10 protein-coding genes are annotated in these 13033 nt (G+C 30.4%); 5 read left to right on the forward strand and 5 right to left on the reverse strand.

Annotated features, from left to right (window positions below):
- Positions 1-20: 20 nt before the first annotated feature.
- Entirely contained in the window at positions 21-2180 is a 2160-nt protein-coding gene (rnr, locus tag ACTS9J_RS01250) for a ribonuclease R (RefSeq protein WP_448352738.1), read from the reverse strand.
- A 278-nt stretch (positions 2181-2458) separates the two neighbouring features.
- On the opposite strand from rnr, the gene ACTS9J_RS01255 reads away from it, so the two are divergent.
- A complete protein-coding gene (locus ACTS9J_RS01255; RefSeq protein ID WP_286495666.1) occupies positions 2459-3256 on the forward strand; it encodes a glycosyltransferase family 25 protein in 798 nt (265 codons plus the stop codon).
- Between the two features lie 133 nt (positions 3257-3389).
- Here ACTS9J_RS01255 and asnA read toward each other — a convergent pair whose 3' ends face one another.
- Both asnA and rpiB read right to left on the reverse strand, forming a co-directional pair.
- A complete protein-coding gene (asnA, locus tag ACTS9J_RS01260; protein WP_038336194.1) occupies positions 3390-4394 on the reverse strand; it encodes an aspartate--ammonia ligase in 1005 nt (334 codons plus the stop codon).
- A 233-nt stretch (positions 4395-4627) separates the two neighbouring features.
- Positions 4628-5068, reverse strand: coding sequence for a ribose 5-phosphate isomerase B (gene rpiB / locus ACTS9J_RS01265; protein WP_286495664.1), 441 nt, complete (start codon positions 5066-5068; stop codon positions 4628-4630).
- A gap of 542 nt (positions 5069-5610) precedes the next feature.
- Here rpiB and ACTS9J_RS01270 point away from each other — a divergent pair.
- The 3 genes from ACTS9J_RS01270 to ACTS9J_RS01280 all read left to right on the forward strand — a co-directional run bounded on the left by ACTS9J_RS01270 (position 5611) and on the right by ACTS9J_RS01280 (position 10273).
- On the forward strand, positions 5611-6801 hold the full coding sequence (locus ACTS9J_RS01270; protein WP_448352739.1) for a phosphoglycerate kinase: 1191 nt from the start codon (positions 5611-5613) through the stop codon (positions 6799-6801).
- A 562-nt stretch (positions 6802-7363) separates the two neighbouring features.
- Entirely contained in the window at positions 7364-8515 is a 1152-nt protein-coding gene (locus tag ACTS9J_RS01275; protein WP_219034082.1) for an ABC transporter ATP-binding protein, read from the forward strand.
- A gap of 12 nt (positions 8516-8527) precedes the next feature.
- On the forward strand, positions 8528-10273 hold the full coding sequence (locus ACTS9J_RS01280) for a hypothetical protein (protein ID WP_448352740.1): 1746 nt from the start codon (positions 8528-8530) through the stop codon (positions 10271-10273).
- 222 nt (positions 10274-10495) lie between these two features.
- On the opposite strand, the gene ACTS9J_RS01285 is transcribed toward ACTS9J_RS01280, so the two are convergent.
- Positions 10496-10936 carry a hypothetical protein gene (locus tag ACTS9J_RS01285; protein WP_291091787.1) on the reverse strand — a complete coding sequence of 147 codons (441 nt, stop codon included), beginning with the start codon at positions 10934-10936 and terminating at the stop codon, positions 10496-10498.
- 225 nt (positions 10937-11161) lie between these two features.
- On the reverse strand, positions 11162-11767 hold the full coding sequence (locus ACTS9J_RS01290) for a hypothetical protein (RefSeq protein WP_038336180.1): 606 nt from the start codon (positions 11765-11767) through the stop codon (positions 11162-11164).
- Between the two features lie 261 nt (positions 11768-12028).
- Between ACTS9J_RS01290 and ACTS9J_RS01295 the strand changes: the two genes are divergently transcribed.
- Complete coding sequence (locus tag ACTS9J_RS01295) at positions 12029-13030, forward strand: AAA family ATPase (RefSeq protein ID WP_407932366.1); 1002 nt, start codon at positions 12029-12031, stop codon at positions 13028-13030.
- The last annotated feature ends 3 nt before the right edge of the window (positions 13031-13033 follow it).

Genomic DNA, 13033 nt, shown 5'->3' on the forward strand with positions numbered 1-13033 from the left:
ATAAGTCTAAAATATGAAAATTAAGCATCAACTAATTCAAAATCTAATTGCTTCTTGATTAAATCTGCATTTAAAACTTTGATTCTAACCGGACTTCCTAGCTGATACTTCACGCCAGTTCTTTTTCCAACTAATGCATGATTTTTTTCGTCAAAAACAAAATGATCACCTTTCATAGCACGAGAACGAATCAAACCTTCGCAACGCGTTTCTGGAATTTCAACAAAGATTCCATAATCTTGTACGCCTGTAATAAACGCATCAAACGTTTCGCCAACAAATTGCTCCATGTATTTTACTTGCATGTATTTGATTGACTCACGTTCTGCTTCTGCGGCAATTTTTTCGCGAGATGAACAATGTTTTGCTTTATCTTCGTAAACAGCCGCTGCAGGAGATTTTTTACCATCTAAATAATCTTGCAACAAACGGTGCGCAATCATATCTGGATAACGACGAATCGGCGATGTAAAATGCGTGTAATAATCGAACGCTAAACCGTAATGTCCTATATTCTCTGTTGTATATTTTGCTTTCGCCATTGTTCGCATTGCCAAAGTTTCAACCATATTTTCTTCTGGTTTTCCTTTCACTTCTGCTAACAACTTATTCATAGAATTGATAGTTGTTTTACGATCTCCAATCTCTAATTCATACCCAAATTGGCGAATAAAATTCTTTAAGTCTAATAATTTATCTGGATTTGGATCATCGTGAACACGATAAATATAAGTGTTCGCATTCTCTTTTCCATGTTTATCTAAACTAATGAATTCAGAAACTTTTTTGTTACATAATAACATGAATTCTTCAATCAATTTATTCGAATCTTTCGAAATTTTGAAGAAAATTCCTTGCGGATTATGCGTTTGATCTAAATCGAATTTTACTTCAACTTTATCAAAATTAACCGCTCCATATTTCATACGCTTTTGACGCATTGTTTTTGCTAAACGATCTAAAGTCAAAATTTCATCTTTAAAATCTCCATCTTTTCCTTCGATAATTTCTTGCGCTTCTTCATAAGTAAAACGTCTGTCCGAATGCGTTACTGTCCGACCAAACCATGTTTTTACAATCTTCGCATTATCATCCATTTCAAAAACTCCCGAAAACGTATATTTATCTTCGTTTGGACGCAAAGAACACGCAACATTCGACAACACTTCTGGCAACATTGGCACTACTCTATCCACCAAATAAACAGAAGTTGCACGCTTGTATGCTTCTTGCTCGATCAACGAACCTGGACGAACATAATGCGTAACATCAGCAATGTGAACACCAATTTCCCAGTTACCGTTCTCTAATTTTCGTATTGATAAAGCATCATCAAAATCTTTTGCATCTTTCGGATCGATTGTAAATGTCGTTATATTTCGCATATCTCTACGACGAGCTGCCTCGGCTTCATCTATCGAAGTATCCAACTGATTTGCTTCTTCTTCAACTTCCTCTGGAAATTGAGCTGGCAAATCATATTCTAACAAAATTGCATGAATTTCTACATCCGTATCGTCTGGACTACCCAAAACTTGTGTGATTTCACCAAATGGTGAATTAGAACCTTCTGGCCAATTTGTTAATCGAACCACAACTTTTTCTCCTGGTTGAGCATTTTTAATTTTCTCTTTCGGAATAAAGAAATCGTGGTTACCATTTTGCATCGTTACAAAACCAAAATTTCCGTTCTTTCCTAACTCGAAAATACCTGTAAATTCAGTTTTATTACGCTCGATAATTTCTACAATTTCTCCTTCTGCTCTCGATTGATTGGCATGTTTTTTTGGATAAACATATACGCGAACCGTATCGCCCATTAAGGCATTTCGCGTTTTTCCTTTTTGTACAAAGACATCTTGTTCAAGACCATCAATCATAATATAAGCGCTTCCCGAAGAAGTCAAATCCGCAATCCCAACCATATAATCATTGGTTGCATTGATTTTGTATTTTCCTCTTTCTACTTCAGAAATCTTTTTGTCAGCTAATAAAACATTCAAATTCTTAATCAATAATTCTGTATCAATTCGATTTGTTAGGTTTAAAGCTGCTGCAATTTGTTTATAATTTAAAGGTTTATTCGGATTTTGAAATAAAACTTCGATGATAGACTTCGTAAACTTTGTTATGTTTTTGTCTTTTTTCGCCTTTGTATTTTTAAAATTTCTTCTTGGCATAATTTGTTTTCTGTCAAATCTCTTCTTTTTTTTTCGAGATTTATTTTAAAATAGTTAATAAATAAACATCTTAATTATTTGATTATTAAATTATTTTTAATAACTATTGATAAGATGTTAATAAACAACATAACCACTGCAAAGGTAATATATCCTTTTTCTAAAATAACATTTTACAGCCAATTCTATGTTACGGAAAGGATAAGATTACTTGTAACGTTTTGATTTATTGCGAAAATTGAGCCAAAAAAGCTATTTTTACATTGATAATTAATTGAATGAAAACTAAACCATTATATCAAACTTACTTGATTAACCTTGATAGAGCTACGGATCGGCTTGAATTGATGCAAAAAGAATTCGAAAAATGTGAGATTACTTACGAAAGAATTTCTGCTGTAGATGCCAAAACTTTGGATTCGTCAACCTATAAAATAAAAAATAAATATGACCGCGATTTAGTTCCTGGAGAAATTGGTTGTTATTTGAGTCATGTGAAAACGCTAGAAACTTTTTTGGCTTCTGAAAATGATTTTGCTTTGATTATAGAAGATGATGCAATTTTGGTTGATGATTTTAAATCTGCTGTAGAACATGCTCTTTCTAATTATGAAGAACTTTCTAACAAGCATAAATGGGATGTTTTGAAGCTATTTAACGGAAAAAGAAAACATATAAAAATTGCTGATGTGAATAATAAATACATTATTGGTGCTTGTGGAACGAGTATTCCAATCACAACAATTGCAGCCATTTGGACAAGAAAGGCCGCAGAAAAATTTTTGAATAAAATTAAAACGCCACTACCTATGATTCAACGTCCAATTGATTGTGATTTGCAGCATGCTTGGGAATTTGATTTAAGAATTTACAACCTTCTTCCATCGCTTGTTAAACCAGCTCCAGTAGAAACGCAAATTCAGATTAATCGCAGTTTAAGAAAGTCTAAATTTCCAAAACAAATTCAATACGAATTGAATCGATTATTTCCTAAATATTTCTATTTGATTAATCATCATGGTTTCAAAAAATTCTATGATAGTTTTATTGTGAAGAAAAATGAAAGAATTTCTTAATCAACAATTATTACACTTATTAAGTTACTGAATTAAAATAAATTAACAACCTTTATCAACAGTTATAAACATTGTTAATTTCGATATAAAATACAAAAAAAGCAGTTTCAAGACTTTGAAACTGCTTTTTCATTTATAATAATTCGATGCTTTCTTCTTTTAATTTTTCTTTTACTTTTCCGTCCCAAATACTCGCTTGTACTTCGCCAATATGTCGAGATTTCAACATAAACATACACATACGAGATTGTCCAATTCCACCTCCAATTGATTCTGTTAACTGATCATCTAACAACATCGAGTGAAATAATAAATTTTTACGATCCGAAAAATCTCTAATTTCTAATTGTTTGGTCAAAGCTTCTTTATCTACACGAATTCCCATCGAGGATAACTCGAAAGCAGATTCTAAAACAGGGTTCCAAACTAAAATATCACCATTAAGACCTCTAAAACCAGCACTGTTTTCTGTACTCCAATCGTCATAATCAGCAGCACGTGCATCGTGTAATTCTCCATTACTCAATTCTCCTCCAATTCCGTAAATAAAAACAGCTCCAAATTCTTTACAAATTGCATTTTCTCTTTCTTTCGGCGTAAGAGTTGGATATTTCTGTAATAAATCTTCAGACGAAATAAATGTAATTTGTTCTGGTAAAACAGCTTTCAATTGTGGATATTTTGCTTCTACATTTTGCTCCGTTTTTTTAATAACTTCATAAATCGATTTTACTGTCGAAAAAAGATAATCCAATTGGCGATCTTGCGGCACAATTACTTTTTCCCAATCCCATTGATCCACATAAATAGAGTGAATTGGCGAATAATCTTCGTCTGGACGCAAAGCGCGCATATCTGTTATAATTCCTTCGCCTGGCTCAATTTCTAATTCTTTCAAACGAATACGTTTCCATTTTGCCAAAGAATGTACAACTACCGCATTTTTATCATTCAAAGATTTTATAGGGAATTTTACAGGTCTTTCGATACTATTCAAATCATCATTAATACCTGTTCCATCCAAAACTACCAATGGTCCAGAAACTGGAATAATGTTTAATTCTTTTTGTAATCCTTTCGAAAATTCTTCTTTTACAAAAGAGATTGCTTGTTCTCTACGTAATAATGCTCTGCTCATCTTTTTAATCTTTAAATGATTTGTTTTTTTAACTGATGTAAAAGTAGAACAGCTAAAATCAATAAATATACTATTGACTTAAATTGGTTTAAAAATATTTAATTTTAAATATAAAATATTATTTATACTTAACTATTTAAACTTTATAATAGTTTTAAATTTAATTTTTAAAATAAAAATCGGTCAACTCTAACGAATTGACCGATTTTATATCTTATAATAGATGTATAAAATTATCCGTTGTATGAACAAGCAATTTTATCTACGCGTCCTTGGTGACGACCACCTTCAAATTCTGTTGCTAAAAATGTATTCACAATTTCTTCTGCATAGTCATACGCAATAAAGCGTGCAGGTAAAGTTAACACATTTGCATTATTGTGTTGACGAGCTAACTTGGCAATATCCGTCATCCAACATAATGCAGCACGAATTCCTTGGTGTTTATTTGCAGTCATTGTAACGCCTTGCGCACTACCACAAATCAAAATTCCGAAATCTGCTTTTCCATCTTCTACAGCTTGTGCCGTTGGGTGTGCAAAATCAGGGTAATCAACACTCGCTGTTGAGAACGTACCAAAATCCTCAACCTCAAATCCTTGACTTGTTAAAAAGGGTACTAATTTCTCCTTATAATCGAACCCAGCATGGTCCGCTCCGATTGCAATTTTCATTTAATTAACAGGTGTTTTTGTTGTTTTTGTTTAAATAATTGTAAATCAAATGTTAAGTAAAAGTAACAACTTGTTAAAAGATGATTGAATAAAACTAATAACTTTTCGAGAGAAAAATTTGGAAATCTGATTCAAAAAATCAATTAGAAATAAATCAATACAAGTCAAGTAAAAGTTTTCATTTTGGCATAAAAGATTTACACACCGTTATGAATAGTTTTCACAAAACTTCTTTTTAACAAAAGTTGTTTATCAACCAAAATGATAAATTGTTGATAGAATATCTAACTCTTTCATTACAAAACAAAATTACAAATAATAGCTTGTTAATTGCTATTAAATAAAACTTATCTCACTATAGTTATCCACATATTAACAGTGCTAATAATAGTAACATATTTTTCTTTTTTTAAAATTTAAAAATTAATTAAACTATATATATTATTATGAATTGTTAATAGTTGAAAATTGTATTGAATGATTTTAAGTCTCAAAATGAAAGTTTGATTACTTTTGTGTAGTTCAAAATTTCAAATCAAAATATGAAAACAATCAACGACTACAATTTCGAAAACAAGAAAGCATTGATTCGTGTTGACTTCAATGTTCCGCAAGACGAAAACTTAAATGTGACAGATGATACACGTATTAGAGCTGTAAAACCAACGATCGACAAAATATTGAAAGATGGTGGCGCTGTTGTATTAATGAGTCATTTGGGACGTCCTAAAGGCGAATTCAATGATAAATATTCATTAAAACATATTGCATCAAAAGTTTCAGAAATTCTTGGCGTTGATGTGATCGTTGCGAATGATGTTATTGGCGATGATGCGAAACAAAAAGTAAGTAATCTAAAACCAGGCCAAGTTTTATTATTAGAGAATGTTCGTTTCCACAATGAGGAAGAAGCTGGAGATAAAGACTTTGCAAAAGAATTGGCTCAATTTGGAGATATTTATGTGAATGACGCTTTCGGAACAGCACACCGCGCACATGCTTCGACTGCAATTATTGCTGAATTTTTCCCGGGAAATAAATGTTTTGGTTTGTTAATGGAACAAGAATTAACAGCTATTAACAAAGTGTTATCAGACGGAGAAAAACCTGTAACAGCGGTACTTGGAGGAGCTAAAGTATCTTCTAAAATTACGATTATCAACAATATTTTACCAGTTATTGATAACTTGATTATTGGTGGTGGAATGACGTATACATTTGTGAAAGCAAATGGAGGAAAAATTGGAAATTCGTTGGTAGAAGATGATAAATTAGATTTAGCGAAAGAAATTTTGGCTGAATGTGAAAAACATAATGTAAAAGTTTATTTACCGGTTGACAATGTAATTGCTGATAATTTCAGTAATGATGCAAATACACAAACAGTTCCTTCGGATCAAATTCCTGATGGATGGATGGGAATGGATGTTGGTGAAGAATCGTCAAAAGTTTTTGCAGATGTAATTAACAATTCGAAAACAATTCTTTGGAATGGTCCTTTAGGTGTTTTTGAAATGTCAAATTTTGCAAAAGGAACTATTGCTTTAGGTAATGCAATTGCTGAAGCTACGGCAAACGGCGCTTTCTCGCTTGTTGGTGGTGGAGATTCTGTTGCTTTCGTAAAACAATTTGGTTACGACGACAAAGTAAGCTACGTTTCTACAGGAGGTGGCGCAATGTTAGAATCGTTGGAAGGTAAAGAATTACCAGGAGTTGCTGCGATTTTAAAATAAGAAAAGGAAAAAAATACTTAAAATAGTAAAAAATTAAGTCGAGCATTTGCTCGACTTTTTTTGTCTTAATTGTTAAGCTGAATTTATTTCAACTTCTCATCTTAATGATTAGGTTCTTCACTTTGCTGTCGTTTCGTTCAGAATGACATTTTTTTTTAGCATCAAATTTTCTGCCATTCCAACGTTAGGAGGAATCTCAATGATTCTAAAATTGTTAATAGTAATCACTTGTTATTTAATAAATTAACTACTTTTCAACTGAGTTATAAAAAGAATGTTTATAGCTTGATTAATTACTCAAATTGTTAATAGTAAACTATTCAATATAAATGAATTAAAAAGTTATGAATAGACTTTATTAAAACTTGTGAATAATGATGATTTTAGAACTAAATTGATTTAATAAAGTTAAAATTGTTAATTATAAAAACTTGATAAATAATGAATTAAAAAGTAATTAAGAAAGTTTATCAAAAATTGTTGAAACTGAAATCTCCCTACAATTAGCCATTTTATTTATAGAAAAGGATTGTTATATTCGTAATGATTTAATAATCAATCTATGAATGAATTTAACCAACGACTAAACGAAGTAGAAAATCATTTGCAGCACAATGATCTTGATTTGGGCTATCGCCGATTAATTGATTGCGTGTTGGATTTGGGTGAGAAATCTTTTTACAAAGAGATTATCTCCTATTCGGATCTTTATTACACCGAAAATTCTACGAACGAAAATAAAATAACGCAGGCTTTACAATTGGTGGAAAAGTTAAAACAAGCTTCTCCTCCTCCCTTTCAGAAAGAAGAAACATTGATATCAACCAACAATGTTGAAAAAGCTTATCATCGTCGAAATTTTAAACTCCATCCCATTACTTTTGATTTGAAATCACGAGAAGTTGTTGGATTAGTTGGAGAGAATGGAAATGGAAAAACGACTTTATTACGTTTAATTTGTGGTGAATTGAAACCAACTTCTGGCGAAATAATTTATCATTTTTCTAAAGCAAAACCGTTTAGTTTTGAGCTGAAAACAAAATTAGTTTATGTGCCGCAACGAATCGAAGTTTTATATGGTTCGTTGATGGAAAATCTGCAATTTACCTTGACATGTTATGATATTTACAACGAAGAAAATAGGTTATTAGCGAATGTTATGTTGGCGCGTTTGGGGCTTTGGCCTTACAAGGATTTGCAATGGCGACAATTGTCGTCTGGTTATAAAATGCGATTCGAGCTCGCGCGAACGTTATTGCGTCGTCCAAAAGTATTGTTGTTAGATGAGCCTTTGGCTAATTTAGATATTTTGGCACAACAAATTATTCTTGAAGATTTGAAATTTTTATCACAATCAATCCGAAATCCTTTTGGTGTTATTTTGAGTTCTCAACAATTGTACGAAGTTGAAAAAGTATCGACAGAAGTTCTCTTTTTAGAGCAAGGAAAGCTTAAAATACAAGGAGATACAAATGATTTGGAAGGTGATTTTACGATTGTTGAAATTGATGTTGAAAATACCAAAGAAGAGTTATTAACAGCTTTATCTAACATCGAAATTAAACAGATAAAATTCAATGGAGGATCATATATCGCATATTTTGATGATGAAATTTCAATGAATATGATTTTGTCTGAAATCGGAAAATCATTATTGAAAGTAAAATATATTCGAGATATTTCGAAATCAAGTCGTCGCTTTTTTGTCAATTAAAACCAACCAACTATGTTCAAAAAAATAAATCAAACTTTAATTACCAAATATCCATTGATTTGGAATCTGAAATTTATTTGGATTTTGTTGACGGTTTTAGTTTTCAACTTGATTGCATTTATCAATGGTTTTTTGTTTTTTACTAAAAAATCTCAACTGCAAGAAACTGGACTTTATGAAGTGTTTTTCAACTCAGGAATTGCAATTTATTACCTATTAATTGGTGTCATTATCGGCGTTATTTGGTTGTATTTCTATATAAAAAATAATCGTTTCAAATCAAATTATCCAACCTCAAGAAATTATTTATTCAAAGAATTTTTGGCCGTTTTCTTCATTATATTTTTGATGTTTTATGTACCAAATTCGTTCAAAACTGGTCTTAAATTTCGTGTTTCAAATTATATGAGCGAAGAACAATATTTGAAAGATATCGATATTATAAATAGAACGCAAGGTTTTACGTTGCAACCAAATTTTGGATACGATAATTATTCGAAAAATTTGTCTGTTCCAGCTTTTGATTCGTTGGTTTTGGAAAAAGAAACAAGAGAATTATATGAAAAAAATAAGAGAGAATATTTAAGAAAAAATCCAACATACTCATATGATGCTTTTTTGGATCCGTATTTCAGAAATCCTGAATTTGAAACCTTATTAAGAGATTATTTTCCGGAGCGATTTAGTTATTCTAAAATTAATTTTAATCAAACGTATCAACCTCTAAAAAAGAATAATTCATCTACAGATTCATTTCAAGAAGAAATGGACTATCCTACTACAGCAGCTGTAGATTCAACTTATGCTGTTGTCGATTCTGCTGCAGTATCATTAAATTCTGCTGGAAAACCAGATGTTTATTACAACTTAGCAAGTTTGTATAATTATAGTTTTTTGGTTTTTAACAATCCGAAAGATTCTACTTTAAATCATCAATTTTATGATGAACAATGGATTGCTTTGTTGCAAAAAAATGATCGAAAAGTAATTGAAAATTTATTGAATAATTATACCGATTTATTAAAAAAGCAAGAAATTGGTTATCAGTTCAAACATAAAAATTGGATTGATTATTTGCCTCAATATCCATATTATTTCATTGATCATAAATTGAATTATATTGATCCTTATCAAACTGTAGATAAAAAACTGAATGATTATATCAACCAATCAAGTTTAAACAAAGTGTATGAAAATATTGAGTTTTCGAAATATAGTTCCACTTGGTTAGAACATATTCAGTATTATTTACTAATCGCTTTAGTTATTACCGTTCTTATCATTACATTCAGATTTAGTTCGTTCAAAGTTTGGTTAATTTCATTAATTGGCGCAGGAATTTTGGCAATTTTAGGAAGCGTTTTCGGAATTTCTATCGATGCGAGTATTGGTTATACACAATTCACACCTTATATTATTTTATTTGTTTTTTACATTGCATTTATAGTGATTACACTAATTGGCTTACGTTCCAAAAAATATAAAGTTTTGACAGGTGTTAATCTTAATTGGTTTGTTGCGACCAATATTTTTATTGGAATTGTGATGCTTAGTTTTTACACAGATTTGCGTGAAGAAATGTTATATGAAGCAAATAAACATATGAATATTTATGAGTTTAGACAAACAAATAAAGAATTATTGATGTTACAAGAATTTGCAAAAATTTTTCTTTACATCAATCCAATTTTATATTTAATAAGTTTTTATTTCATCATTAATCTTTATAAAAAATGGCAAGCAATGCCAGAAGAATAAAAAAAGAAAAGCGAGCCGATTTAGCTCGCTTTTCACTTGATAATTGAATGAAAATGAATTTTAAAAACTACTTTAAAAAAACTTACTTATGAAATAAAATAACACATTGTGCTATTCAATAATAATTTTAAAACTCATACAAATTTTAAAATATTCTTTCAAAATTTAAATTAATAGAGGTTAACCATCAAAATTTATAGGTTAACCCTATTTTTTATGATTTTATGCACATTTAGACGAATGTCTATTTCCTTTTGCATCACGTTTTTTGTGCATACTAAATTTATCAGATTTCATACGTTTTTCACGATCTTGTTTGTATTGATTGAACTGATTTTTGTCTAAAATTTTCTCTAATTTAATATCAAAATCGTTTGTACCTTTTTCTGGTCGAGAACCTCTTTCTCCTTTTTGAGTAGAATTTTTGTCTCTGTTCGCAAATTCTTTTTTCATGTCAGAATCTCTACTTTCTAACAACGATTTTACTTTTTTCTTTTGAGTAGAACTCAAATTATATTGATCAAATTTTTTTAATTGTTGATCTACAGTTGGGCGTTCTCTTTGCTCTTTTCTATTTCCAGATCGTTCACCTTGTTGTGGTCTTTGTTGAGCAGAAACTGCCATAACCATCATTATACTTGCTAATAAAAATGCTTTTTTCATAATCTATGTTTTTGTTTACAACTAAATGTTAGAATTATATTCTTTTCATTTTTCTTGAAACAAAGTTGCAACACAAAAAAAAGACGTCAAAAATATTGAGGTAAACGAGTGTTAAGTATCGGTGAAATCAAGGATTTATTAAATTTTTTAACAAAGTTGTCAAATTTATTGAATAAAAAAATCCATTCGATAAAGAATGGATTTTGATGTATTTTTTTTGAAAGATTATTTTATTTTTTTCTCTAACATTTTAGAAAAAGTTTTAGCAGTTTTTGCAAACCCTTCTCCAATTCTCGATTCATCACTATAATTATTACCGAATTGAGTTCCTGGAGCTTCTTTATAATTGACAACAAATTTTTTATCTTCAAAATTATTAGAATCAACAATAGTAATAGTTGTAGATACTTTTGCAGCTTGTTTCATTACAAATGCATCCCAACCTGGATAAATCCAATCAACTTTAACAATCATTGTGTAAGGAGCATCTGTAGCGTTTTCAGAGAATGAAATTCCAGTAGATTTTGCACCATATTTAGTTAATAACTCCATAAATTTTGGTTCCCAGATAGACTCTTTTGCACCAGTCCATTTATCATTCCAAATATCTCCATTTCCAGCATTTTTGCCATTTAGATCAACAATCTTTTTTTGAACATATTCTGCTTCTGTAATGCTATCTGCATTAATTTTTAGATTTGAATAGTCAAAAATAACTTTCATTTTAGATTGTCCTTTTAAGAAATCGACAGTACCAGATTTTACTTTCTCTTTTTGAGCATAAATGTTTGAACCGAGTACAATAATGATTAATAATAAATAGTTTTTCATAATAGTTTTAATAAATTTCAGCAAAATATAAATATTCTTTAAATAGTTATTGTATAATCATTTAAAGAAATATTATTTAGAAACGTTTATTGTTTATAAATAGTTTGTAAGTCTTGGAAAAATTTTACTGAAAATAATAATCAAAACGTTTGGTACACTACTTTTGTCTTAACAAAGTTTAACAATATTGTATGAAAGTTTTAATTTCTAAATCAATTGTATTTGTTAATTTTAGAGGAAATTTGAATCAATAATATAAACATTAATTTCAACGAAATTTTGGATATACAACAACTAAACCAACAAATAGAAGCAAAAAGCGAAAGCATTGCAAGGTTGACATCGGAAATAAATAAAGCGATTATTGGACAAGAAAAAATGATTGAAAGTCTATTAATCGGATTACTTGGAAATGGACACGTTTTATTAGAAGGTGTTCCTGGATTAGCAAAAACATTAGCTATTAAAACATTATCTGATGCTGTTGATGGATCTTTTTCTCGTATACAATTTACACCAGATTTGTTACCTGCCGATGTTGTGGGGACACTTATTTATAATGTAAAAGAAAACGATTTTAGAATCAAAAAAGGACCAATATTCGCCAATTTTGTTTTAGCTGATGAGATTAACCGTTCGCCTGCAAAAGTACAATCTGCCTTGTTAGAAGCAATGCAAGAGCGTCAAGTAACAATTGGTGACGAAACGTATCTGTTACAAAAACCTTTCTTGGTTTTGGCGACTCAAAATCCGGTGGAACAAGAAGGAACTTATCCTTTGCCAGAAGCACAAGTTGACCGTTTTATGTTGAAAACGGTCATTACTTATCCAGAATTTGAAGCAGAACGTTTGATTTTAAGAAATTCGATTAATCAATCTTTTCCAAAAATTGAGAAAGTAATCTCTATTCAAGAATTGTTGGATGCGCGCGAAATGGTGAAACAAGTTTATATGGACGAAAAAATTGAAAAATATATTTTGGATATTATTTTCGCGACTCGTTTTCCAGAAAAAGTTGGATTAGAAAAATTGGTTCCAATGATTTCGTTTGGTTCTTCGCCTCGTGGATCGATCAATTTGGCACAAGCTTCAAAAGTGTATGCATTTTTACGCAAACGCGCTTATGTTATTCCAGACGATGTACGTGCAATGGCAAAAGATGTGTTGCGTCACCGTATCGGAATTAGCTACGAAGCAGAAGCAGAAAATGTTACGCCAGAAGAAATTATAGACAATATTCTTAATGTTGTTCCAGTTCCTTAAACC

The sequence above is a fragment of the Empedobacter sp. ULE_I140 genome (assembly GCF_053482575.1).

Bases quoted from the DNA above. Each gene is read 5' to 3' on its own strand.
- ACTS9J_RS01270 (WP_448352739.1), top strand. From the start codon at position 5,611: ATGAAAACAATCAACGACTACAATTTCGAAAACAAGAAAGCATTGATT.
- ACTS9J_RS01285 (WP_291091787.1), bottom strand. From the start codon at position 10,936: ATGAAAAAAGCATTTTTATTAGCAAGTATAATGATGGTTATGGCAGTT.
- ACTS9J_RS01255 (WP_286495666.1), top strand. From the start codon at position 2,459: ATGAAAACTAAACCATTATATCAAACTTACTTGATTAACCTTGATAGA.
- ACTS9J_RS01275 (WP_219034082.1), top strand. From the start codon at position 7,364: ATGAATGAATTTAACCAACGACTAAACGAAGTAGAAAATCATTTGCAG.
- ACTS9J_RS01280 (WP_448352740.1), top strand. From the start codon at position 8,528: ATGTTCAAAAAAATAAATCAAACTTTAATTACCAAATATCCATTGATT.
- rnr (WP_448352738.1), bottom strand. From the start codon at position 2,180: ATGCCAAGAAGAAATTTTAAAAATACAAAGGCGAAAAAAGACAAAAAC.
- rpiB (WP_286495664.1), bottom strand. From the start codon at position 5,068: ATGAAAATTGCAATCGGAGCGGACCATGCTGGGTTCGATTATAAGGAG.
- ACTS9J_RS01290 (WP_038336180.1), bottom strand. From the start codon at position 11,767: ATGAAAAACTATTTATTATTAATCATTATTGTACTCGGTTCAAACATT.
- asnA (WP_038336194.1), bottom strand. From the start codon at position 4,394: ATGAGCAGAGCATTATTACGTAGAGAACAAGCAATCTCTTTTGTAAAA.